Raw genomic sequence first — 24,456 nt, forward strand, 5'->3', positions numbered from 1 at the left:
GTCGGCTGGAGTTCAAAACAGAGCGATGGTTGCGACAGGGAATGGGGCTATGAACAGTCTACTCCCGTGGCCAATTTTAGTTGACCACTACAGTTTGGCTATGGCTCTCTGAGAGAGCCCCTGTTTAAGAGAAAGCCTTCTGACTTTAAGTATGGTTTCCATGCACAGCATCCAAGGAAATCTCCGTAAAAACGGAGAGTTTATCAATAATCAGGGTGGTGCACTTTTACACCATAATTCCCCGAACCCTTGGTCTACTTTTGTACAATATTTAACAGCCAGTGCTCAAAGAAGTTGTATTCGTAGGTAAAGCGATCGCCGATATCAAAACTAAAATCATCAATCACGGTCCGGAACGGATTATCCGGAAAGCCAATGCCACCGTCGTAAGATATACCGTAATCTTTGCCGTGAATATGAAACTGATGGAGGTAGTCATCGCCCCAGCCCTGCACGACCTGGAAAATGAAGTGAAGTACGGCCAGCGACGTATCAGCAGCGATTATTAGCCGGCGCCAGACCATGGGACTTACGCCACGAACAGCGATTTTGATGACGTAGATCTTCATAGCCAGGTAACAGGTATTGTTATGAAATGATGTTGGTTATTCTAGCCGCAGCAGGCGATACATTCGGTGACTGCCCCACGGTTTTTCATGCTCTCATGTAAATTGGCCAGTCAATTATTGGCTATTTAAAATGACCGCTTAACCGTGTTTCCGGTTCCGTTACTCCCTAAGCCCCACTTCAAACTGACGTCAGAGAAAAGCTTTAATGCTGTCAGTTTAGGATTGGATTTTGAATTTATAGACACTTGTAATTGTATATCTTTGAAGCTAACCTGACATGGTTGCTTAAAAAACGAGCGCATAGTACGGTTGGGCTTCAAAAGCCTAGTATAATACTGGCAATTTTCCAGTATTATACGATAATCATTATCCATACAGCGTTGATGGTTGGTGGATAAAAAATAAATGTATAATTATTTACTTCGTGAAGTTTTTCAAAAAACAAAATGTCAGGCATTATCGATAAATAGTACGGCAACACGAAAAATAAGAGTGGTTACCTGGGTCACTATCCTTATTCAATTATTATTTCCTTTAAGTTTATCATTTACTCCGGTAATTGCTGCTACTGGTTTATTACCCGAAAAATCCACGGTAATTCACGTCGATACAGAACCGTACCGGCTGGGTACCCATGAAACTGTTGAGTCAGTGGCAAAGAAATACGCTATATCCGTTGATGAACTTAAACGAATTAATATTTACCGCACGTTCGCCAAACCCTTCACGGCATTAACTGTTGGTGATGAAATTGACGTGCCGCGTAAAAAATCTCCGTTCACGGTGGATAATAACGCCAGTGTTCCGGTAGAGAACTCGTTGGCAAGTAATGCCGCAACGGGTGCTGCCCTCTTGTCCCACGGTGATACAGCCAAATCGGCAGAAAATATGGCTCGATCTGCCGTCAACAATGAAATCAGCAGTTCAGCACAACAATGGCTGGGCCAGTTTGGTACCGCCCGCGTGCAGTTCAACACCAATGATGACTTTGAATTTGACAGCAGTGCCATTGATGTACTGATCCCTCTTTATGATAACCAAAAGTCTTTACTTTTTACTCAATTGGGGGGGCGGAATAAAGATAGCCGCAATACAATTAATATCGGCGCCGGGGTTCGCGCTTTTTTGAATGACTGGATGTACGGCGCCAATACCTTTTTTGATAATGATATTACCGGTAATAACCGACGGGTCGGTATTGGTGCGGAAGCCTGGACTGATTACCTGAAGTTATCTGCAAACGGTTATTTTGGCACGACCGACTGGCATCAGTCTCGCGATTTTGCGGATTATAATGAACGCCCTGCTAATGGTTATGATCTGCGTGCCGAGGCTTATTTACCGGTTTACCCGCAATTAGGCGGTAAGCTAATGTATGAGCAGTATCATGGTGATGAAGTGGCATTATTCGGCAAGGATAAACGCCAGAAAGATCCACATGCCATCACTGCAGGGATCAGTTATACCCCAGTCTCTTTGGTTACGGTTGGAATAGATCACCGCGCGGGTAAAAGCAGTAAATCCGACAGCAGTATTAATATCCAGTTCAATTACCGCCTGAGCAATTCCTGGCAGTCGCATATCGACCCCTCTGCGGTGGCAGCCACCCGCACCCTGGCGGGGAGCCGTCATGATCTGGTTGAGCGTAACAACAATATTGTGCTGGATTATCAGAAACAGGAACTGATCCGGCTGGCGCTGACGCCAGCGCAGGTGACTGCTGAAGCGAGTTCAACCGTGGTGGTCAGTGCGCAGGTCACCAGCAAATATGCCTTTGAACGAATCGAATGGGACAGCGCCGCGCTGATAGCCGCAGGCGGGACTCTCACGCAGATCTCACCCCAATCGGCAGAGGTAAAATTACCTCCTTATCAGCTAACGCGCAGCAGCAGTAATATTCATCTGTTGAGTGCGGTGGCGTATGATAATCAGGGTAATGCTTCTAATCGCGATACTGTGCAAGTGACGGTCATACCCAGTGCGGCAACCATTACGTCAGAAAACCTGACAGTCACGACTGACGGTGCGATAGCCAACGGCAGCGCCACCAATGCGGTGCAGGCGCTGGTCACCGATGTGGACAATAATCCGGTATCAGAGCAGGTGGTGACGTTTAGTGCCGATAACGGTGCGACCGTGACCACGGTAATTGGCACCACGGGGGCGGACGGGATTGCCACGGCGACCCTGACCAACACCACGGCGGGTGTCAGTAACGTCACAGCGACGGTCAATGGCAGCGGCCAGACAAAGCCAACTACCTTTATTGCGGATGACGCTACGGCTCAAATCATGGCGGGCAACCTGACGTTGACGGTTGACGATGCGATAGCCAACGGCAGCGCCACCAATGCAGTACAGGCAATTGTTACTGATGCAAACAGTAACCCGTTGTCAGTACAGGTGGTGACGTTCAGTGCCGGTAACGGTGCGACCGTGACCACGGTGATTGGCACCACGGGGGCGGACGGGATTGCCACGGCATCACTGACCAATACCGCGGCGGGTATCAGTGCGGTGACAGCCACCCTGAGTAACAATGCGAACCAGACGGTGGACACCACCTTTGTTTCGGACGGTGGCACGGCGGTGATTAACGATGCGGACTTTACGGTGGGCACCGGTGCGTTGGCGGATAATACGGCCACCAATGCCCTGAGTGCGACAGTGAAAGATGCGGGCGGGAACCCGCTGGAAGGGCAAACCGTGACCTTTGCGGTGACTGTGGGCAGTGCAACACTGAGCTCAGCCACGGCCACCACGGATGTAAACGGTGTGGCGACAGCCACCCTGAAAAGTACGGTTGCAGAAACCAATCAGGTGACGGCGTCGGTGCGTGGCACTGCCACCGCCGCGAAGCCGAGTGCGTTTGTGGCGAATGGCAGCACGGCGGTGATTAACGATGCGGACTTTACGGTGGACACCGGTGCGTTGGCGGATAATACGGCCACCAATGCCCTGAGTGCGACAGTGAAAGATGCGGGCGGGAACCCGCTGGAAGGGCAAACCGTGACCTTTGCGGTGACTGTGGGCAGTGCAACACTGAGCTCAGCCACGGCCACCACGGATGTAAACGGTGTGGCGACAGCCACCCTGAAAAGTACGGTTGCAGAAACCAATCAGGTGACGGCGTCGGTGCGTGGCACTGCCACCGCCGCGAAGCCGAGTGCGTTTGTGGCGAATGGCAGCACGGCGGTGATTAACGATGCGGACTTTACGGTGGACACCGGTGCGTTGGCGGATAATACGGCCACCAATGCCCTGAGTGCGACAGTGAAAGATGCGGGCGGGAACCCGCTGGAAGGGCAAACCGTGACCTTTGCGGTGACTGTGGGCAGTGCAACACTGAGCTCAGCCACGGCCACCACGGATGTAAACGGTGTGGCGACAGCCACCCTGAAAAGTACGGTTGCAGAAACCAATCAGGTGACGGCGTCGGTGCGTGGCACTGCCACCGCCGCGAAGCCGAGTGCGTTTGTGGCGAATGGCAGCACGGCGGTGATTAACGATGCGGACTTTACGGTGGACACCGGTGCGTTGGCGGATAATACGGCCACCAATGCCCTGAGTGCGATAGTGAAGGACGTTAATGGCAATGTGGTACCGAATGTGGTGGTGACCTTTGCGGTGACTGTGGGCAGTGCAACACTGAGCTCAGCCACGGCCACCACGGATGTAAACGGTGTGGCGACAGCCACCCTGAAAAGTACGGTTGCAGAAACCAATCAGGTGACGGCGTCGGTGCGTGGCACTGCCACCGCCGCGAAGCCGAGTGCGTTTGTGGCGAATGGCAGCACGGCGGTGATTAACGATGCGGACTTTACGGTGGACACCGGTGCGTTGGCGGATAATACGGCCACCAATGCCCTGAGTGCGATAGTGAAGGACGTTAATGGCAATGTGGTACCGAATGTGGTGGTGACCTTTGCGGTGACTGTGGGCAGTGCAACACTGAGCTCAGCCACGGCCACCACGGATGTAAACGGTGTGGCGACAGCCACCCTGAAAAGTACGGTTGCAGAAACCAATCAGGTGACGGCGTCGGTGCGTGGCACTGCCACCGCCGCGAAGCCGAGTGCGTTTGTGGCGAATGGCAGCACGGCGGTGATTAACGATGCGGACTTTACGGTGGACACCGGTGCGTTGGCGGATAATACGGCCACCAATGCCCTGAGTGCGATAGTGAAGGACGTTAATGGCAATGTGGTACCGAATGTGGTGGTGACCTTTGCGGTGACTGTGGGCAGTGCAACACTGAGCTCAGCCACGGCCACCACGGATGTAAACGGTGTGGCGACAGCCACCCTGAAAAGTACGGTTGCAGAAACCAATCAGGTGACGGCGTCGGTGCGTGGCACTGCCACCGCCGCGAAGCCGAGTGCGTTTGTGGCGAATGGCAGCACGGCGGTGATTAACGATGCGGACTTTACGGTGGACACCGGTGCGTTGGCGGATAATACGGCCACCAATGCCCTGAGTGCGATAGTGAAGGACGTTAATGGCAATGTGGTACCGAATGTGGTGGTGACCTTTGCGGTGACTGTGGGCAGTGCAACACTGAGCTCAGCCACGGCCACCACGGATGTAAACGGTGTGGCGACAGCCACCCTGAAAAGTACGGTTGCAGAAACCAATCAGGTGACGGCGTCGGTGCGTGGCACTGCCACCGCCGCGAAGCCGAGTGCGTTTGTGGCGAATGGCAGCACGGCGGTGATTAACGATGCGGACTTTACGGTGGGCACCGGTGCGTTGGCGGATAATACGGCCACCAATGCCCTGAGTGCGATAGTGAAGGACGTTAATGGCAATGTGGTACCGAATGTGGTGGTGACCTTTGCGGTGACTGTGGGCAGTGCAACACTGAGCTCAGCCACGGCCACCACGGATGTAAACGGTGTGGCGACAGCCACCCTGAAAAGTACGGTTGCAGAAACCAATCAGGTGACGGCGTCGGTGCGTGGCACTGCCACCGCCGCGAAGCCGAGTGCGTTTGTGGCGAATGGCAGCACGGCGGTGATTAACGATGCGGACTTTACGGTGGACACCGGTGCGTTGGCGGATAATACGGCCACCAATGCCCTGAGTGCGATAGTGAAGGACGTTAATGGCAATGTGGTACCGAATGTGGTGGTGACCTTTGCGGTGACTGTGGGCAGTGCAACACTGAGCTCAGCCACGGCCACCACGGATGTAAACGGTGTGGCGACAGCCACCCTGAAAAGTACGGTTGCAGAAACCAATCAGGTGACGGCGTCGGTGCGTGGCACTGCCACCGCCGCGAAGCCGAGTGCGTTTGTGGCGAATGGCAGCACGGCGGTGATTAACGATGCGGACTTTACGGTGGACACCGGTGCGTTGGCGGATAATACGGCCACCAATGCCCTGAGTGCGATAGTGAAGGACGTTAATGGCAATGTGGTACCGAATGTGGTGGTGACCTTTGCGGTGACTGTGGGCAGTGCAACACTGAGCTCAGCCACGGCCACCACGGATGTAAACGGTGTGGCGACAGCCACCCTGAAAAGTACGGTTGCAGAAACCAATCAGGTGACGGCGTCGGTGCGTGGCACTGCCACCGCCGCGAAGCCGAGTGCGTTTGTGGCGAATGGCAGCACGGCGGTGATTAACGATGCGGACTTTACGGTGGACACCGGTGCGTTGGCGGATAATACGGCCACCAATGCCCTGAGTGCGATAGTGAAGGACGTTAATGGCAATGTGGTACCGAATGTGGTGGTGACCTTTGCGGTGACTGTGGGCAGTGCAACACTGAGCTCAGCCACGGCCACCACGGATGTAAACGGTGTGGCGACAGCCACCCTGAAAAGTACGGTTGCAGAAACCAATCAGGTGACGGCGTCGGTGCGTGGCACTGCCACCGCCGCGAAGCCGAGTGCGTTTGTGGCGAATGGCAGCACGGCGGTGATTAACGATGCGGACTTTACGGTGGACACCGGTGCGTTGGCGGATAATACGGCCACCAATGCCCTGAGTGCGATAGTGAAGGACGTTAATGGCAATGTGGTACCGAATGTGGTGGTGACCTTTGCGGTGACTGTGGGCAGTGCAACACTGAGCTCAGCCACGGCCACCACGGATGTAAACGGTGTGGCGACAGCCACCCTGAAAAGTACGGTTGCAGAAACCAATCAGGTGACGGCGTCGGTGCGTGGCACTGCCACCGCCGCGAAGCCGAGTGCGTTTGTGGCGAATGGCAGCACGGCGGTGATTAACGATGCGGACTTTACGGTGGACACCGGTGCGTTGGCGGATAATACGGCCACCAATGCCCTGAGTGCGATAGTGAAGGACGTTAATGGCAATGTGGTACCGAATGTGGTGGTGACCTTTGCGGTGACTGTGGGCAGTGCAACACTGAGCTCAGCCACGGCCACCACGGATGTAAACGGTGTGGCGACAGCCACCCTGAAAAGTACGGTTGCAGAAACCAATCAGGTGACGGCGTCGGTGCGTGGCACTGCCACCGCCGCGAAGCCGAGTGCGTTTGTGGCGCCTCCAGCGTTTACGGGTATAACCGTCAATGGACATGATTTCGCTATAACTGACGGATTCCCGACTACCGGATTTATCGGGGCAGAATTTACCCTGAATGTGACCGGTTCGCCGACTGACTATAACTGGACTAGCAGCGACACTTCATGGGTTAGTGTGGATAGTAACGGCAAAGTGAGCTTTACAGCCGAAGGAAATTCAACACCTGTCACCATCACAGCCACCCCGAATGGGGGGGAGGTAGCACAAACTTACACCTTCGCGCCGTCGCTTTGGTTTAGTTATGCTTCTGGCCCGGTGAGCTGGCCAAGTGCAGCATCAATATGCACCGGTTCGTTACGTGTACCATCGATAGCGGATTTGAAGTCTGATGCACCCCGCATGGTCGGGGGGCTATGGACCGAGTGGGGAGATCTACAACAATTCTCAACCGCAAGTTTTACCCCTGGTATACAGTACTGGATGAAAGAAGAAGTTAGGCCGGGTGTAAACTACTTCTTCAACGTGATCAATGGATTTAGTGGTAGCACCGAGCCCGTCTCACCAAAATATGTGTTTTGTGCAAAGTCTGTTTAGGCATTAGTTTTTAACCTTTAGTTCCTTTGTTTTGCCCTTCCCCCGCGTTTTAGTGCGGGGGATTTTAACGGTGTTAGGGTAGATACAGAAAAGAAACCAGAGTTAAGTGCCCCATTCCCAGTCGAAATGCAACAAAACGGTAGGGCATTATGCCGCCTGTAAGTGCGTTAAAAATACCTCATTCGGAGAGCGATAGCCCAGACATTTTCTCCCTCGCGTATTGAGCCGGTGTTCGAGTGCTGCGACCTTGTGATGGGTGACCTGATTGAAGTCTGTTCCCTTGGGGTAAAACCGTCGTATCAGCCCATTGGTGTGCTCATTCAATCCGCGCTCCCAGGAATGATAAGGGCGGGCAAAGTAGACCGGTGCTCCCGTTATTTTCGTTATTTCCTCTTGCTGGGAAAACTCAGGGCCGTTATCGGCGGTCAGGGTTTTAAACTCGCAGAAAGTATTGGCGACAATGTCCCTGAAGGGCTTGTTGCAAAAAATGGAGTTGTCATGAAAACTGAGGCTATTCATCCCTTCTTCAATGAACCCACATGACCCCTAGCGATTTCAAATGGAAACATTTTGCACCCGAGATCATCCTGTGGTGCTTACGTTGGTACGGTTCAACCCCGATGAGTTATGCCAATGTCAGCGATATGCTGGCAGAGCGTGGGATTTCCGTTCATCGCTCTACCATTTACCGTTGGTTTATTGAATATGCACCCATACTTCGTCAGAAATTGAAACGATATCAATTTACGCATGCCGACTCCTCATGGCAACTCGATGAAACCTATATCAAAGTCAACGGAAAATGGTTTTATCTCTATCGCGCCATCAATAAGCACGGTACTACATTAGATTTTTACTTTTCGGCTAAACGAAATAAAAATGCGGCCTATCAATTCCTTAAACGGGTGTTAAAACCCTATCCGGTTGAAAGACAGCCGAAAATACTCAATACCGATAAACATTCGTCATACGGTTACGCTATTACTCGTTTGATGAAAGAAGGAAAGCTACGGGATGATGCGAAGCAGCGGCAAGTCAAATACCTGAATAATCGTATCGAGTCTGACCATGCACCCATCAAAAAATTGGTAAAAGCGGCCGGGGGGTTCAAACGGCCAAATCGAGCGTGGTCAACGCTTCAGGGATTTGAAACATTGCGACGACTGAATAAAGGTCAATTTGATATTTGGCTACGCCGTGACGAACCTGAATGTCGCGTGCGGGAAAGATCCGCCTTTATGAATCGGCTCTTTAACATTGAGACGGTTTTAGCCTAATTATTTCCCCCATCAATGAGTAAAATCACCGACTCTCATTATTTGCAACAAGCCCGTTTACCTCGTGACGCGTTCTACGTAGATTCACTTATGTTCACCGTGCTGACTACCTTGCACTTACCCGACTGTGGTTGTCAGGAAGACACGCCTCTCACGATTTGTATCCCACGCATCAGAGTGCGTTTTGTTACGTTGTCAGATCCGCTACTTTATTCAGGATCCTAGGCTCACCTGGTGATACAGGCGGTTCTCTCGAATCGGAGAACAACGATTTATACAGCCTCATGTCGCACTGGGGTTTGAGGACCAATGGAGCGAAAGCGTACGATAGTGACGTAACCACATGATATATTGAAATAATATAAATAGAAAAACGTCATCAGTCGGAATAGCCCTGAGAAAAGAAAAAACAATATATAAACATTAAGCTATCGATCTTGTATTTTCCTTTCGTCTTCGACCATCAACCTACATCACCGCTGACAGATCAGCGGCTTCGCTAAAAACCCGCTTAGCAGGGCGGAGGGGGGTATAGTGCCCTATAACAGTCCTGTGCCGCTTTCAGCGGCGCTACGGCGAGAATTAGTACCAACGTTCCATGTAACAATCTTTCTCGCCTTTACATGCGCTACGCGCACTAAATAACAGGATAGAAGTATTTGATAACGTTTTAATGCGAATTAACTAATCTTCAAAGAATCCCATAACCGGAATAATCTCTTGATTAACTCGCCCAGTTCTAACTAAAAAGTTACGCCATAATCCATATGGTATCGGTTGTTCTCCATGCCTGAAGGCTCTGATTCGACGATTAGATTCTGAACCGGTTAAACCAAGTAAAATGGCTATTTTTTCGTCTGTTTTATATTCAGGAAATGTTTGCTTAAATTGTGTAAACCATGCGTTCACTAGATCTGGGTGGGGAGGCTTCCAACCATCTTTATACAATTTTAAGTGTTCTATTCCGTATTTGCTGGAATCGAAATTATTTACCTTGGGGTAATACGGTGCGTTCAAATTATCAAGTAATAGTTGATAACTTTCTTTTAACTGATTTTCATAAATGACCATTTTTTGGTCTTTCAGGCTGGGAATATTTATTTCCATGTTATTACCTCAATAATTAAACCTGCCCAGGAACAGACAGGTTCATATTTTATTTATACTGCGTAACCATGAGCTCTTTCTAATGCTCGTAATAATACGTTTAGTTTTTGCCCTGTCATTGCTGGTATGCGTACTTTACAGCGTTTTTTTGGCTCTGTCGCATTAGTGATATGAAGTTGGCAAAAGTTGCGTTGTCGGTTATTTAGGTGGCCAACAGATAAAATTGTTCCGCCGGTGACAATCTGTCACCAGTTGGATGTTGAAGCTGTTCTTTGCGTATCATGTGCACTAACTCAATGCCCGCCAATATCGTCTGCGCACGTCTAAATGATTTGAAGCCCAGCATCGATCGTATCCGCCGTTTGATATTTCGGTGATCCTGCTCCACAAGGTTATTCAGGTACTTATTCTGCCTGACGGTAATGCTTTCTTCCGCCGGTTTGCTGGCATTGAGTGTAGCCAGAGCCGCTGTATTGGCACCACTTTTATCAATGGTGACCACCTCAGGTTCGCCGTGTTGGCGAATAGCCTTGCGGAAAAAACGCAGTGCCGCCCCAGCGTCCCGTTTGGCGGTGAGCAGGAAGTCGATGGTCTGGTCTGCAGTATCGACCGCCCGGTACAGATATTTCCACTGACCTTTGACTTTGATGTAGGTCTCGTCCATTCGCCACCGCCGACCTACGGTACGTTTATGCCGACGAAACGCCTTATCCAGCAAGGGCACCAAGCGGATAACCCAACGATGTAACGTGGAATGGTCAACGGCAATACCGCGTTCAGCCATCATCTCTTCCAAATTGCGCAGGCTCAGGGTATAAGCCAGATACCAGCGAACACATTGTACGATGATATCAACGGGATAATGCCGGCGTTTAAAGGCGTTTCGGATCAGAGACATGGTTAGGCAACATCTTAAAAAAAAACAGCATGTTACCTGACGATGTCTTAATGCGACAGAACCTTGGCTTTACCCCAATAGGGCCAAACATATAATCAGACGCGCAGTGCTTTCTTTAAATGTGAGACATCTTCAGTAGACGAACGCTTAGCGTAGGTTTTCGCCCCATTGGCCCTCAAACTCTAACGATTAAAACTCCATCGCATCATCACCCTTATTTTTCGATGTTATTAAATGCTGAGAAAATTTTATAGGGTAAGTTTTCTTCTTATAAACAACGCCTTCGACTATATGTATTTCCAAACTCTTCTCATCGAGTCGTATTACACCATGATGTTGACGGTTATAATTAACTAAGCTTTTTGAATTGAATTCATTAACTGATAGTGTAATTCTTGGGGAGAATATATTGAATGGTCCATGGTCATCATCCCACTCACAATCATATAATTCAACTTCGTATTGCTTTTGTTTAAAATTATTATTAGCAAAAGCCACTTTTGCAGATTTACTGAATAAAACGATATTCAGTTCGTTTTTATCGTTTTGCTTACTGCTCACTTGAGTTGACTCAAATGATATACCGTCTAACTTACAGTTTTGCAATAAGCCTAGGTATTCAGAGACGGCTTGTGTAATAAGATATTCGTGCCCCTTCGCTTGCCCTAATACAGGGATGGTTAATTTATTGGATAAGGTTCTTAGAAAAAGAATTTTATCCCGTTCAACTAAGCCCTCGGGATCAAAGCGGCTTGCCCCTGAATGGCTCAGCGATTTGAATGCTGAAAGGTCGAGTATTCGCAGTTCGCGCAGGGGGTAAAATGTCGCCACGATAACAGAACTGCCGACGGCGGGTCTTACCTCTGCGATGGCGATATCCGGTGATGTCGATCCGTAGAACACAGGCACGCCATGTGCATTCATCCTGCCTGGTGTTGCCAGAATTGATGGCGGTGGCCCTAACTCAGCCTCTGGATGCGTGAGTGCTTTTTCGAGGGCTTGATCATCATTAAAAACGCGCGCTCTGAATAAAGGGTCATTGATATTTAATTTTTTAATGACGGTATCGCTGTGAACATTTATATCTGCAAACAATTCATCCAAAAATACTTTCGCCCCGCTGTTGAAGAATCGCGCTTCTGTTAACAGGGAGTTGGATATATCTTCCCATTTTTGGTTAAAAGTGCTTTTATGCCAATTTATTGGACTGTAGGTATATTCCTCACTGTATTGACTCTCCTCGTTATAATCATTAAATTGGTCATAAAGTGACTCAATGATATCGTTTGCGACGTCCTCATCAACCTCAAGTTCTTCCTGAATAATATTATTGAGGTCATCCCCTGTAGGTTCTCCCTCATAATTACATTCCGCTATCTCATAGTGATTATCTAGCATTATATGCACTTTTTTCGTCAGTTCTTCTATGCTGGTAGTTTCTGTTCTCTCTTCACAATAGCTGCATTCGTTATCTTTATTACCGGTTTTTTTTATGTCGTTTTGAATATAGACTTCATTGACGCAGTGGTGACAAATATATTTTTCTTCCCACATTCATTCATTCCTTATGAATACACGGTACGCTGAGTTAGCGATTGACTCTATATTAGCGTAATCGTTATCCAGGCAGTATCTAAAGATAGCGAGATGTCGCCAGGGCATGCCAAAGGGGCCATATCGCTTCTTTGGCGGGCCACTTGGCTTTACACCAGGAGTGCCAACTTTACGCTTCCCGCCGTGAATATCTGCTATAATCCGTTATGTCTCAAAGGCTTGCATACCGTTTGAGGCAGGCTTTCGGGGTGTGTCGGGCGCGTTATGCCCCGAAAGCCACCCTGCATTAATTGGCTTTACCCCTTCCCTGCCGGAAACTCCCCAAAAATCACCCTTTTCGAAAATGACCGATCACCGATTTAACCAAGCGCAAATTCAGCGAGTAAAGAATTTAGCAGACCGGAAATTAACTTCAAAAGTGTCAATGATGTTCTGAAGCTGGCCTGCTTACCCTAACCACGTGAATATTACGGCTAGTATAGCTGTTAGTGAATGAAGCATTATAGGGAGCATTAGGCCGCCGCTTCGTATTCGCGCCCAAGCAAATATAATAGAAATAGATATAATCTCTACGAATGTACTTATATTCTGGTATTGATGATGGATGGAAGTAAATAGCACTGAGATGAGCACAATACCAACCCATAGAGTCCAGGTACGAGAAGAACGAAATACATTTAAAATCACTCCACGGAACACTATTTCTTCACTGATAGGTGCGAGGACAAAAATTGTCAAAAATACCGCTGAGAGCTGTGAAAACGGCTGATTAAGTAATTCTACAACCCATTTTTCTGGTGTCCCACCGGTCAAGTTACCGTAGATGTATTCCACAAGATAAATCGTCACCACGGCCACTGCTGGTAGAATAGATGAGCGTTGCCACACCTTGCCAAATCCCAGGGGGGCCAGCCAGCGATGATAGGGCAGAGCTATAATAAGAAGAAATGCCATGCCAGTGAGATGCGATGCCGCCAAATAGTAATTTCTGTACCCGTTTAGCAGTGCCCAATCGCTTGCATGATCTAAGACAGTGAACCATCCTTTAGTAATAACAATAGCGGCAATTATTACAATGACGGTTCGGAATATTGAGATTTTATTATTAATCACTACTTTTATTCTCCATTTTAGAAATATCCTTTGTTGGGATAGTGACCGGGTAGCTGCGATAACTGCCAACTTTTCTTCCTTCTACCTTCACGCACGCACGAACGAAAGTTTATGCTACGCGGCTAAGGCCCCAAAAGTCGATTTTTAGACCAGGCGGAATTTTCGGCGGTTCCGGCGTAGAGCCCCTAAATGACCGATCACCGATTTAATTTAGTTGTTTTCAGCCTCTACTTTTGCATTCTTGACTATACGTATGACTGTACGGTCAGAAACCCCGCATAACCTCGCCGTCTCACGGATACTCAGCCCGTTCTTGACACGTAGTGCGATGATCCGTTCATGCAGTTCTCGGTCTGCCTGCCGTCCCTTAAATTTCCCTGCTGCTTTTGCTTTGGTTATCCCTTCTTGCTGGCGCCGGCGTCGGTCGCTGTAATCTTTACGCGCAATAGCGACCAACATATCCAACATCATGCTATTGATCGCTTTCAGCATTGCTTGGGTGAACTCATCACTGGCGTTCGAGGTCAGTGCCATGTGACTTGTCGGCAGATCCAGACTGACAACAACAAGACTTTTTTCTTGAATAAGGTGCTTTAGCTTTTGCCAGCCGTCTTCATCCAGTCGGGAGAGTCGGTCTACCTGTTCGATAAGAATAATGTCACCAGGTGCCGCATCATCGAGCAGCCGTAACAGTTCTGGCCGCTGGAGTGACGCCCCGGACACATTTTCGGTGTACCAACTGGCCATCCGAAAACCTTTCTCTTCAATAAAGGCTTTCATGCGATTTTTTGCCCGTAGCGCATCTTGTTCTTTCGTCGAGGCGCGGAGATAGCCGTGAATGTACATTTTTTACCCATAAGTGACGTTTAGGTGATGATCATAATGTACATGACAGATAAGTGATGATCCAATGGGGAAATGACCATAATTTTAACTATGACATTAGGGTATACGTAATTGTCATGGGCTTCGAGCAGGATGAAATTTGTATATATCTTTGTATTGCTATTTTGAGTGAAAAACTAACTGGCACATCAAAATGGATAGACTTATAATGAGTGTAAGATTATGTCTTACATGAGGTGTTTATGGCCAGGACAATGACAGTAGATGTTGGCGAGGAACTTCGCGACTTCATCGATTCGCTGGTTAGCGCAGGTGATTATAGAACTCAAAGCGAAGTGCTCCGTGATGCTTTGCGTTTATTGCGTGAAAAGCAGGCTGAGTCCCATTTGCAATCATTACGGGACTTGTTGGCTGAAGGGGTGAGTAGCGGCACTCCAGAAACATGGAGTAAAGATGTATTCATACAGCGAATAAAGGAAAGGGTTAATCTGAATGAAAGAGATTAATCTGACACCGAAAGCAATTGATGATTTGGAAAATATTTGGCTTTATGGTCAGGTACAATTTGGTGTAGTCAAGGCGGATGAATATGTCGCTCGCTTTTCTGAAATATTTGATATTTTGGCCAGACATGAAATTGGTACACAACGACCTGAGTTAGGTGAAAATATTTATTCACTCCCTATTGAGAAGCATGTAATTTTTTTCGTTCCTTCAGAGTCTTCTATCACTGTAATTCGTATTCTTAATCAATCACAAGATGTAAATCGTCACATTTCTTGGCGATAGAACTCCAGCCTAGGTACAAGGGCAGGACTATGCCCTGCCTTCTTATGGTCAAAAACCAAGTCAACTAATACCGCCAGCTACAGAAACCTTATATCAAGCCCGTTCTAGGCAACATCTACATTGAAATGTAGTGGCCTTAGCTCTGAAAAATCTCTCAGATTTCACGTAGCGTGATCGATATTCATGCGCATGCTCTTATTCTGATATGGAGATCTGCAACTAAAAATAAAATTCAGTTTATTTTAGAGTAAAAAATTTACATTACCGCCTATGTGTAGCATTATTGTGTATATTCTTAAATGCTACATGTTGAGGTGTTTTGTGTCGGTAAATACTAAACAAATCTATAGAGTGGCTGAGCGATCTGAACACATGCTCACTCTTCTGACCAAACAGATTAAAGAACAAAAGGAAGAGCTGGAAGAAACGACTTATTTCCAGACTTATGCCAAGGCTGCTGTTGCCAAATTACCTAAATTGACTCGCGCAAGTGTTGACTATGCTGTCACCGAAATGGAAGAGCAAGGTTACACATTTTTGAAGAAACCGGCAGGTACATCTATAAAATATGCAATGTCACTGCAAAATATTATAGATATTTATCACCATCGTGGTGTTCCTAAATACCGTGATCGCCACGGTGAAGCCTTCACGATTTTTGTTGGTAATTTGAAAGGTGGCGTATCGAAAACAGTTAGTTCGGTTTCACTTGCTCATGGATTACGTGCCCACCCTCACCTACTTTATGAAGATTTAAGAATTCTGGTTATCGACCTTGATCCTCAATCTTCAGCTACAATGTTTCTAAATCACTCTCGTTCTATTGGGGCTGTAGATACAACCTCTGCTCAGGCAATGCTACAGAATGTATCCCGCGAAGAACTTTTGTCTGAATTTGTCATTTCTTCTATTGTGCCGGGTGTTGATGTTATCCCTGCTTCTATTGAAGATGCATTTATTGCATCGCAATGGAAAGAGCTATGTTCCGAACATTTACCTGGACAGAATATCTATACCGTTCTTAAAGAGAATATTATTGATAAACTCAAGAAGGATTATGACTTTATCTTTATCGATAGTGGCCCACATCTCGATGCTTTCCTGAGTAATGCTATTGCTGCATCGAACTTGCTTATGACGCCGATCCCCCCTGCCCAAGTCGATTTCCACTCCACCTTAAAGTATCTCACTCGCCTTCCTGAACTTATTGAGATGATAGAAAAATCAGGGGCTAAGTATCCCCTTCAGGGCAATATAGGATTTATGTCTAAATTGCAGAATAAGTCTGACCACAAACTTTGTCATAGCCTGGCCAAAGAGATATTTGGAGGGGATATGTTGGATGTGGCCCTACCACGCCTTGATGGTTTTGAACGATGTGGCGAATCTTTTGATACGGTTATTTCCGCCAACCCCTCGACCTATGTTGGCAGCAGTGAAGCATTAAAAAATGCTCGTGCTGCGGCGGAAGATTTTGCTAAAGCTGTATTCGATCGCATCGAATTTATTCGGATGAACTGAGGTATTCCATGACAAAAAAACGCCTAACCATCGGCCGGACATTTAGTGGTTCCCCTTTGTCCAATGTATCAACTGATAATTATCGCCAGATTTTTACTCTTGCCTCAGGGAAAAAAGCTGTCTTCATGTTTGAAACTATTCCAGCAGAAGATATTGCTGAACGCTCATTTGTATCTCTAGCCACAAATGGTAGAGATCAAGCCGGTGTTACAGAGGAGTCACTTCAGGACATTATCAGGACCATTCGTTTTCAACAATTTTTCCCGGCAATTGGACGTATAATTGACGGAAAAATTGAAATACTCGACGGGTCACGTCGCAGAGCTGCCGCATTGATTTGCCATGTCGATCTCAATGTGCTGGTTACTCAGGACGATATTGATATGGATGATGCGAGAAAACTCGCCGCTGATATTCAAACTGCAAAAGAACATAATTTACGTGAGATTGGATTAAGGCTTTTACTTCTCCGCGATTCGGGCATGAACCAAAAGGAGATAGCCCAATCGGAACGCCTATCTTCTGCGAAAGTTACTCGAGCTATTCAGGCCGCATCGGTACCTGAGATGATGTTAGAACTTTTCCCTGTTCAATATGAACTAACCTATCCAGATTATAAATTCTTGCTTGATATTGATGAACAATTACGGCTGCGTAGTCTCAAACTAGAAACATTCGTTGATTCGGTTAGGAAGCAAATAGAAAAAATCCCTAATGCTAATGAGCTGGTCTCTGATGAACTGAAAAATGAAATAATAAAGTCGTTTCGACATGTTTTAGACGGGATTTTAGCTAAACCTGAAAAACAGGCTGCTGTTGTTGAAAAATTATGGGACTTTGAAGAAAAAGATAAATACGCTCGAAAACGTATAAAGGGACGCGCTTTTAGCTATGAGTTTAGCCGTTTGCCAAAAGAGTTGCAGGTAGAACTTGACCGACTTATTTTGCACACAATGAAGAAACATTTATCACAGTAATTCTATCAATGAAGTGGCGATTTCAGCCTGAAATCGCCACTGAAATCAGTACTGTAACCTGCTTGATTTTATATCCACTCATGAAAATTCGCCATCAAATAAAATTCATTAATCAATTGTTTTATATTGATATTTTGTTTTTATTTCAGGGTAAAATCGCCAGTAACTCAATGAGGTTAATCTATTGAAAGTAGGCGCGTTAGCTATGGCGAACTTTTATTGTTATGGCTCGAAATATTATGCGTCTTCTCTCCTTTCATCAAATTTGGTTAAATAAAGAAAATTAGCCACTGCAGATTTTGACAACAGATGTTTGGCGTATCTTTTTTTACTGCATATTAAGCACTATTACACTTTTCCTGATGCACTTGAATGACTTTATGCGTTGAATGTTTGGACCTAAGTGAAAACGAAATTTGCTCATACTCGATGAGTTTTGGTCGTTAGTTTCATAGTTGTACTTTTGGTAAATCTCCCCAGCGGGTTGTATAAGCAGGGGAGAGCATTTCTCGCCTCATTTTCCATCCTTTATCTATCCCTTGACCCGCAAACCAAATCTTGCCCAGACCCGTTTGGTTAATATGGTCGATAGCTTTCATCAACTGCTCACTGTTGGCTTTGGGCTGTGAATCGTCAAACATGTCTATTTGCCCAGGGCGACTACAAAAATCGTTCAATATAATTCCGGCCTTTTGATATCGATACCCCCCTTTCCATATAGTGTCTAAACCGCGCATGGCGGCGGCAACGATATCGCGAGTGTCTTGTGTAGCCAACAGCAGAGTTTGATTAGCATTATTCCCGTAATACGGTTCAGGAGAGTAGGGGCTGCAACGTATAAAAACACTAATTTGCCTACAATATTGGTGTTCCTGGTGTAAGTATCCCCTCAAAACGGCCCATTCACTTTTAGAGATCTTCCGACATACTGATTATGTCACCTGAGGAGATCGCTATGCGTAAGATCCGATTCACAGAGCACCAGATCATCGCCGTACTGAAATCAGTCGAAGCGGGCAGGACCGTCAAAGATGTGTGCCGTGAGGCTGCTATTTCCGAAGCCAGCTATTACAACTGGAAGGCGAAATATGGCGGGATGGAAGCCGCTGACATCAAAAAAATCAAAGATCTTGAGGACGAGAATCGTCGTCTGAAGCAGATGTTTGCCGATCTGAGTCTGGAATGCCGGGCACTGAAAGACGTCATCGAAAAAAAGCTTTAAAACCAGCGATAAAGCGTGAGCTCGTCAACTATCTGACCACGCAGTTTACGATGAGCATACGCCAGACATGCAGGACGTTATCGCTGAGCAGGACGGTGTTTCGTTATCAACCGGATACACGACGTGATGAACCGGTGATCCAAATGCTGACAGAGGTGGCCGAGCGCTATCCCCGCTACGGCTTTAAGAAGCTTTTTCAGGTACTTCGCAGGCAGGGACACGTCTGGAACCACAAGCGCGTACACCGGATTTACTGTCTGCTGAAACTGAATTTTCGTCGTAAGGGTAAACAACGTCTGCCGATACGCAATCCGGCTCCGCTGGCAACGCCGGAAGCCCTGAACCAAAGTTGGTCGATTGATTTTATGCACGACGCGCTGACATGTGGCCGACGTTTTCGGACTTTCAATGTTGTCGATGATTTTAACCGTGAAGCTCTGGCTATCGAAATTGACCTAAATATCCCGGCGCAACGGGTCGTGCGGGTGCTAGACAGAATAGTAGCAAACCGTGGATATCCGCTGAAGATGCGGATGGATAATGGGCCGGAACTGATATCACTGGCTCTGGCGCAATGGGCCGAAGAGCATGGCGTGATGCTGGAATTTATCAAGCCGGGCAAACCGACGCAAAACGCATTTATCGAACGGTTTAACAGGACGTACCGGACAGAAATACTGGATTTTTACCTGTTTAGAACGTTGAACGAAGCACGGGAAATTACGGAACGTTGGCTGAATGAATATAACAGTGAGCGGCCCCATGAATCCCTGAATAACCTGACACCGGAAGAATACCGGCTGATGGCTGAAAACCCGGAAATCTCAAAAAGTGCGTGGAACTAAAGCTGGGATACTTACAGTACTAAAAACCGGAGGGACTACAGTAAGACCCCGTTCATTTTGGCAATACTGGACACTGGTATATCCCCCCCCTTGAACGCTATAGAACACCACTGACCCTATTTGGCCCCAGTTTATTTACCGCTAACATTAACGCGCAGATAGCCAAGACGCTATCTGGTTTATCTGAGAGGCCCAACTGGCTATTTTCTTGAACATAAGCCCATGACGATAGCCAGATATAACCATCCTTTTGCGGGGCAAAGGTAATACCCCCCAGCTTTGTTTGATAGGGGGATTACCACCGGCCTTATTGAGCTATTACAGACGTTTAAATTTATTCTCTGACATATTCAACGTGTATTATTTATGGCCTTTAATCCACACTGTATTCTAAGACATTAAAATATAGAAAATAATTTTAATGATATACAAAAATATAGAGATCCACTTAAAGATACAGAATTTCTATGGTCGCAGTAGCAGAAAATGGTCCGACTTTGATTTCACCTAATGGAACCAACTCCGCGCTGTACTGAATTTCATCCTGAGTATCAAGTGCAGTAAAATCAGTAATGAAAAAAGACTTTGCAATGGGTATTTGGGCATTCGTCCTTAACTCTGTAATTTTAATGCCAAAACCACTGTCCAGTTCAGGGAGTATATAGTCCCCACGACTTTTCGGTGTAGTCAGAAAGCCATTTATTTTAATGGGTGTCTCACAACCCTTTTTATCTAAAATAAGCGAGAAAAGCTGTTTAGGTACCGCAGGATTAAGACCTGTTGAGTTTTTCTGTATAGTGCCAAAATCGATGACACCAGGTGAAGGCGTCACCGTCACATCGATGGTACAATCCGTTGCGGTAATCAGATTTAGATCCGTAATAACATAATTGAAATTTTCACGAGCACCATTTAGTCCATATTTCCCATCAAGTTGATATAAGGGATAACTGTTATCTGGGGTCTGAGAAAAGGGGTTTAGTCCCCTTTTACGTATAATTGGCTGGAAACTGACATAAAAATTAGCATCAGGGCATAATGCTAGATTAATTTCCAGATTACACTCTGGAATAATGGCCCCCGTATCAATACCTGCCTGAGCACCACCGCCTTGCGGCCATTGGTCGATACCATTGACACGCATACCAAACTCAATCCCCCACGCAAGTGAATTGATCTTTAGTGGATTAACATAAAATGAAATATGCTCAACTTCGCGAATGTTGTTATCGCGATAGCAACGCGCTGAAATTCTACGCTCGGGGCCGCGCCATATAACAGTATAATCTGGCACCGCCGACGAAACCTTAACGGTAGAACCAATACTTTCACTTAGTTGCAGCCCGCTTCCATCTGTACGGACACAGGCTAACGCCCAAGCCGATTGGGGGGGGAAATACAATAAGAGGATCAAGGATGCCAAAAGATAGAATCGGTTCATTATGATCTCTGCTTATCATTACTTACGCAGACCGAGCCAGTACAGTCATATAATGTTTCTTGCTGACCACCATAATCATTCACATGCGATAAAATAATCTTCCCACGGATTGGGTGATCGGTAGAGACATCAATACTTTCGCCTGGCTCTAACATTTTAGGTTCAAATTTTAAGGGTAATTTACTTTCCCACACCGAGATTCCCACGAGAGTAACATACAGCGGTGTTGTATTTTTTATACTCAGTCGATTACTTTGAGAAGTAATCAGTAATTTAGAAGCCACATTTTCGCCGCGAGGAGGAATGACTGCCGCTGGACGATAAAACAACTTGATTTTAGAGTGAAGTGCAATTTGCAATGCATTCTTTTTATCCGTTTTAGGGGGGATCTCCCTAATATTTAGATAGAAAACAGATTCACGATCTGAAGACAGCTTGTTATTAGGTAATAAAGTAACTCTTACAACATTCTTATCATTCGCCTCGACACGCTGTAAAGGCGGTAATACAATAAATGGCGAAGAAACTTTCTGTCCTGTACTGTCTTCAATCCATGATTGGGCAATATAAGGCAATGTACTTTTATTCGTCAGGGTGACACTAACAGACTGAGCATTATCCTTATAAATAATTCGGGTTCGATCTAATACCAGCGCAGCCTGAGAACTGTTGACCCAAAGAAAGCATAACAACATAATTATTGATAATGGTAAATACTGCAATTTCACATTCATTTCTATAGTCTCATACTCGTTTATTAAGTTGCCTTACGGCATATTATAGATTGCGGGGAAAAGGTGTTTTCTGATAAGGCCAGTGGTAATACGATCAAGCAGCTTTGATCAGCCCAACGCACCACTAATTGGCTATCCGGGTTAACGCCAATTAAATAAGTAAGTCCTTGTTCACCCACGATGGCATTACTCTTTCCTGTCTGTTCATTTGTCACCTCTGCACCAAATGGTAATGGAGTACCATCAACGCCTTTCAGGAGAACTAATATTTTACTGCCTTTGTTCATTTCAAAAGGCACATACCCAATAGCCCCTTCCGTTAATACAACACTCCTGATAGGCGCATTCGACTCTGCGTTTTTGGGTAAATTATTGACATCAACGCGTGCTTCAAAGTTTTCATAAGCAGATGCCCCATCAATAACTGCATAGCCATATTTATTAGTATGACTTTTCCCATTATTAAAAGTCACATCTGATACGCCATGAGTATCAACCAGTAGTCGAGTATTTCCACCACTCCCTGAAGAATGTAACGCAGATCCTTTCGGAGTAGTGATCACAGAGCCACTAAAGTTAACGGTCGCTGAATTGTAACTTTGCGAAACATTACTGCCGCTTACACCAAGTTGATAAGCATCAGTTTTGTGCTGATAATAGCCACTCACCATCGGGTCATTATGCGTACTGCCCGCCGTTAACTGATAATAATCATTTTTACCGTGATTCTTGCGCAATGAGACCGTCGGATTGAAGCGACCATCGCCGGTTTGCTGGTTATAGCTAATACGTGTTTGGCCTTCCAGAGGAATACTAATACCTAAATAACTAATGACATCATCGCGTTCATGATCTTTATTATAGGAAAGAGATATGTCGAGTGATATATTCTTGAATTGGGCGACATCAATCCGTGTACTGAGCGATACACCAAAACGTTTAGCGGATTCCGCATTCCAATACGTATCATTTGTGTATGATAGGTAGGTTGAGTACCCGCCAAATTGCTTCGCTGTTACGATAGAGTAGCTTTCTTTATTATCTCTTTGAATCACGCTATTGACTGTATTGGTGAATTCATTAAGTGATACAAACTTCTTGTCTGAGAAGCGATAACCAAAAAAACGAATATCCGCATCGAGACTATCGAATCGTTTAGCATAATTTAATCGGTACGAATGGCCCACTAACTGCTTATCTTCAATGGTGGCATGGGCCTGCGTAACATCAAAAGACATAGCACCAAATTGGTAAAGATCTTTGCCAATACCGAACGCTAACGAATAGTAATCTTCGGCTAAAATAGACCCACCGTATGCCGACCAGGTGTTCGTTATCCCGTAGGACAGTTCCCCCATACCAAAAACAGGTTTTTGAGCATGGCTATCAACATTCGTCGGTTTACCTACCGAAGTGTTATAACGAAATTGCCCTTGTCGAGTGAGAAAAGGTACCGATGATGTATTGACTGAAAATTGCTCACTTGACCCATCTTCTTCTTGTATAGTGACCTGTAATTCCCCCTGAACCGCACTACTCATATCCTGGATACTAAATGGGCCAGGAGGAACCGTGGTCATGTAAATTGTTCGCCCTAGCTGGCTAACAGTAATTCTCGCGTTCGTTTTGGCGATACCCCTAATTCGTGGGGCATATCCACGCAAACTTGGCGGTAACATACGTTCATCACTGGCCAGTTTAAGTCCACGGAAACTTACCGTGTCAAAAATATCAGAAGAAAGGAAAGTTTCTCCCATGGTTAATAAGGACTTAATCGATGGCAGAGGCCGAAACATATGGATATTGTTAAAGCCTAAAGATTGATTGCCATTATTATCACTATAGTTGGAGAACTGATAATCCCCACGCAAACGCCAGCCACCCAAATTCGCCCCTGCGGTACCATAAGATGATAATGAATTTATCCGCTCTTCATGCTTATCTTGACGTGTATTTCCAATAAAACGGTAGTCAAGCATCAAACCAGCAACGCCATTATCCCATCGTTCTGGTGGTGTATAGTTTTTATCGTAATACTCGAGTAATGACTGCGGAACTGTAATTTTTAACTGTCCATTACTTTTATGATAATTAATCGTTATTCCGGGCAGTTTATTTGGAGTCAAGCAAGATTGCTCAGGTAGAGTCAAGACATAATCAGATTTCAATCCAAAAGTCTCAACCAGTGTTTTAGGTAGACAAGGTTGTGACTTAGAATTAGAAGCATTCTCCAAGAAATTAACCTGTTGTTGTGTAACATAATTATTATTTACAATAATATCAACAAGATAATTTCCAGGAGCTAATTTTTCGCCTGAGCTAAACTGTGATAAATCAACTTGGCCTTGATCGCCAATTTTTAAAAACTCCGTATTGAATTCCACACCTATTACTTCAAAGGAAAATAAAGGTAAATAGAATAACCACCTATATGAATTATAATTTTTCATATTTTTTCCCGATTAATAGAGGGG

General features: G+C 46.1%; 17 protein-coding genes and 1 pseudogene. 7 read left to right on the plus strand and 11 right to left on the minus strand.

The window, feature by feature from the left end:
• Nucleotides 1-254: 254 nt before the first annotated feature.
• On the minus strand, nucleotides 255-569 hold the full coding sequence (locus AT01_RS06215; protein WP_071841493.1) for a plasmid pRiA4b ORF-3 family protein: 315 nt from the start codon (nucleotides 567-569) through the stop codon (nucleotides 255-257).
• Nucleotides 570-974: 405 nt separating this feature from the next.
• On the opposite strand from AT01_RS06215, the gene yrIlm reads away from it, so the two are divergent.
• Nucleotides 975-7,658 carry a YrIlm family inverse autotransporter adhesin gene (gene yrIlm, locus AT01_RS21630; protein ID WP_052489941.1) on the plus strand — a complete coding sequence of 2,228 codons (6,684 nt, stop codon included), beginning with the start codon at nucleotides 975-977 and terminating at the stop codon, nucleotides 7,656-7,658.
• 147 nt (nucleotides 7,659-7,805) lie between these two features.
• Here yrIlm and AT01_RS21635 read toward each other — a convergent pair whose 3' ends face one another.
• Nucleotides 7,806-8,177: an IS30 family transposase gene (locus tag AT01_RS21635; RefSeq protein ID WP_144404913.1), complete on the minus strand. Its 372-nt coding sequence runs from the start codon at nucleotides 8,175-8,177 to the stop codon at nucleotides 7,806-7,808.
• A gap of 20 nt (nucleotides 8,178-8,197) precedes the next feature.
• Between AT01_RS21635 and AT01_RS06230 the strand changes: the two genes are divergently transcribed.
• Nucleotides 8,198-8,935: an IS6 family transposase gene (locus AT01_RS06230; protein WP_042546505.1), complete on the plus strand. Its 738-nt coding sequence runs from the start codon at nucleotides 8,198-8,200 to the stop codon at nucleotides 8,933-8,935.
• A gap of 684 nt (nucleotides 8,936-9,619) precedes the next feature.
• Here the strand turns inward: AT01_RS06230 and AT01_RS06235 are convergent.
• The 5 genes from AT01_RS06235 to AT01_RS06255 form a co-directional block, all read right to left on the minus strand.
• Entirely contained in the window at nucleotides 9,620-10,042 is a 423-nt protein-coding gene (locus AT01_RS06235) for a hypothetical protein (RefSeq protein WP_042546506.1), read from the minus strand.
• A gap of 202 nt (nucleotides 10,043-10,244) precedes the next feature.
• Nucleotides 10,245-10,940 carry an IS6 family transposase gene (locus AT01_RS06240; protein WP_042546507.1) on the minus strand — a complete coding sequence of 232 codons (696 nt, stop codon included), beginning with the start codon at nucleotides 10,938-10,940 and terminating at the stop codon, nucleotides 10,245-10,247.
• Nucleotides 10,941-11,129: 189 nt separating this feature from the next.
• Nucleotides 11,130-12,494, minus strand: a complete 1,365-nt coding sequence (locus AT01_RS06245) for an RES domain-containing protein (protein WP_052489942.1) — start codon at nucleotides 12,492-12,494, stop codon at nucleotides 11,130-11,132.
• Nucleotides 12,495-12,941: 447 nt separating this feature from the next.
• The gene (locus tag AT01_RS06250; RefSeq protein WP_042546508.1) at nucleotides 12,942-13,676 is read right to left on the minus strand and encodes a CPBP family intramembrane glutamic endopeptidase; all 735 of its coding nucleotides are present in this window, start codon (nucleotides 13,674-13,676) and stop codon (nucleotides 12,942-12,944) included.
• A gap of 141 nt (nucleotides 13,677-13,817) precedes the next feature.
• Nucleotides 13,818-14,453 (minus strand): recombinase family protein, encoded by a 636-nt coding sequence (locus tag AT01_RS06255; protein ID WP_042546509.1) that lies wholly within the window; start codon nucleotides 14,451-14,453, stop codon nucleotides 13,818-13,820.
• Between the two features lie 242 nt (nucleotides 14,454-14,695).
• Here AT01_RS06255 and AT01_RS06260 point away from each other — a divergent pair, with 242 nt between their 5' ends.
• From AT01_RS06260 to AT01_RS06275, 4 genes are all read left to right on the plus strand, one after another.
• Nucleotides 14,696-14,959: a type II toxin-antitoxin system ParD family antitoxin gene (locus tag AT01_RS06260; protein WP_042546510.1), complete on the plus strand. Its 264-nt coding sequence runs from the start codon at nucleotides 14,696-14,698 to the stop codon at nucleotides 14,957-14,959.
• The gene (locus AT01_RS06265) at nucleotides 14,946-15,242 is read left to right on the plus strand and encodes a type II toxin-antitoxin system RelE/ParE family toxin (RefSeq protein WP_042546511.1); all 297 of its coding nucleotides are present in this window, start codon (nucleotides 14,946-14,948) and stop codon (nucleotides 15,240-15,242) included. The genes AT01_RS06260 and AT01_RS06265 overlap by 14 nt, the downstream gene beginning before the upstream one ends.
• A gap of 306 nt (nucleotides 15,243-15,548) precedes the next feature.
• Nucleotides 15,549-16,763 carry an AAA family ATPase gene (locus AT01_RS06270; protein ID WP_258018878.1) on the plus strand — a complete coding sequence of 405 codons (1,215 nt, stop codon included), beginning with the start codon at nucleotides 15,549-15,551 and terminating at the stop codon, nucleotides 16,761-16,763.
• An 8-nt stretch (nucleotides 16,764-16,771) separates the two neighbouring features.
• The gene (locus AT01_RS06275; protein ID WP_042546513.1) at nucleotides 16,772-17,740 is read left to right on the plus strand and encodes a ParB family protein; all 969 of its coding nucleotides are present in this window, start codon (nucleotides 16,772-16,774) and stop codon (nucleotides 17,738-17,740) included.
• Nucleotides 17,741-18,189: 449 nt separating this feature from the next.
• Here AT01_RS06275 and AT01_RS22635 read toward each other — a convergent pair.
• Nucleotides 18,190-18,621: pseudogene (locus tag AT01_RS22635) on the minus strand (DUF4113 domain-containing protein); the annotation flags it as partial.
• A gap of 74 nt (nucleotides 18,622-18,695) precedes the next feature.
• Between AT01_RS22635 and AT01_RS06295 the strand changes: the two are divergent.
• Nucleotides 18,696-19,807, plus strand: a protein-coding gene (locus AT01_RS06295; protein WP_144404905.1) for an IS3 family transposase whose coding sequence is annotated in 2 segments (ribosomal slippage) — nucleotides 18,696-18,957 and nucleotides 18,957-19,807 — 1,113 coding nt in all. Because the reading frame shifts where the segments join, the coding sequence is not laid out codon by codon here.
• Nucleotides 19,808-20,255: 448 nt separating this feature from the next.
• On the opposite strand, the gene AT01_RS06300 is transcribed toward AT01_RS06295, so the two are convergent.
• Genes AT01_RS06300 through AT01_RS06310 form a run of 3 tightly spaced genes read right to left on the minus strand, consistent with a single transcriptional unit; the run spans nucleotide 20,256 to nucleotide 24,432 of the window.
• Nucleotides 20,256-21,248, minus strand: a complete 993-nt coding sequence (locus AT01_RS06300; RefSeq protein WP_042546516.1) for a fimbrial protein — start codon at nucleotides 21,246-21,248, stop codon at nucleotides 20,256-20,258.
• Nucleotides 21,248-21,982, minus strand: a complete 735-nt coding sequence (locus AT01_RS06305; RefSeq protein ID WP_042546517.1) for a fimbrial biogenesis chaperone — start codon at nucleotides 21,980-21,982, stop codon at nucleotides 21,248-21,250. Before AT01_RS06305 ends, AT01_RS06300 begins: the two co-directional genes overlap by 1 nt.
• A 23-nt stretch (nucleotides 21,983-22,005) precedes the next feature.
• Nucleotides 22,006-24,432: a fimbria/pilus outer membrane usher protein gene (locus AT01_RS06310; RefSeq protein ID WP_071841495.1), complete on the minus strand. Its 2,427-nt coding sequence runs from the start codon at nucleotides 24,430-24,432 to the stop codon at nucleotides 22,006-22,008.
• Between the last annotated feature and the right edge of the window lie 24 nt (nucleotides 24,433-24,456).

Source organism: Yersinia aldovae 670-83, from assembly GCF_000834395.1.
Lineage (GTDB): Bacteria > Pseudomonadota > Gammaproteobacteria > Enterobacterales > Enterobacteriaceae > Yersinia > Yersinia aldovae.

Bases quoted from the DNA above. Each gene is read 5' to 3' on its own strand.
- AT01_RS06215 (WP_071841493.1), bottom strand. From the start codon at position 569: ATGAAGATCTACGTCATCAAAATCGCTGTTCGTGGCGTAAGTCCCATG.
- yrIlm (WP_052489941.1), top strand. From the start codon at position 975: ATGTATAATTATTTACTTCGTGAAGTTTTTCAAAAAACAAAATGTCAG.
- AT01_RS21635 (WP_144404913.1), bottom strand. From the start codon at position 8,177: ATGAATAGCCTCAGTTTTCATGACAACTCCATTTTTTGCAACAAGCCC.
- AT01_RS06230 (WP_042546505.1), top strand. From the start codon at position 8,198: ATGACCCCTAGCGATTTCAAATGGAAACATTTTGCACCCGAGATCATC.
- AT01_RS06235 (WP_042546506.1), bottom strand. From the start codon at position 10,042: ATGGAAATAAATATTCCCAGCCTGAAAGACCAAAAAATGGTCATTTAT.
- AT01_RS06240 (WP_042546507.1), bottom strand. From the start codon at position 10,940: ATGTCTCTGATCCGAAACGCCTTTAAACGCCGGCATTATCCCGTTGAT.
- AT01_RS06245 (WP_052489942.1), bottom strand. From the start codon at position 12,494: ATGTGGGAAGAAAAATATATTTGTCACCACTGCGTCAATGAAGTCTAT.
- AT01_RS06255 (WP_042546509.1), bottom strand. From the start codon at position 14,453: ATGTACATTCACGGCTATCTCCGCGCCTCGACGAAAGAACAAGATGCG.
- AT01_RS06260 (WP_042546510.1), top strand. From the start codon at position 14,696: ATGGCCAGGACAATGACAGTAGATGTTGGCGAGGAACTTCGCGACTTC.
- AT01_RS06265 (WP_042546511.1), top strand. From the start codon at position 14,946: ATGAAAGAGATTAATCTGACACCGAAAGCAATTGATGATTTGGAAAAT.
- AT01_RS06270 (WP_258018878.1), top strand. From the start codon at position 15,549: ATGTTGAGGTGTTTTGTGTCGGTAAATACTAAACAAATCTATAGAGTG.
- AT01_RS06275 (WP_042546513.1), top strand. From the start codon at position 16,772: ATGACAAAAAAACGCCTAACCATCGGCCGGACATTTAGTGGTTCCCCT.
- AT01_RS06300 (WP_042546516.1), bottom strand. From the start codon at position 21,248: ATGAACCGATTCTATCTTTTGGCATCCTTGATCCTCTTATTGTATTTC.
- AT01_RS06305 (WP_042546517.1), bottom strand. From the start codon at position 21,982: ATGAATGTGAAATTGCAGTATTTACCATTATCAATAATTATGTTGTTA.
- AT01_RS06310 (WP_071841495.1), bottom strand. From the start codon at position 24,432: ATGAAAAATTATAATTCATATAGGTGGTTATTCTATTTACCTTTATTT.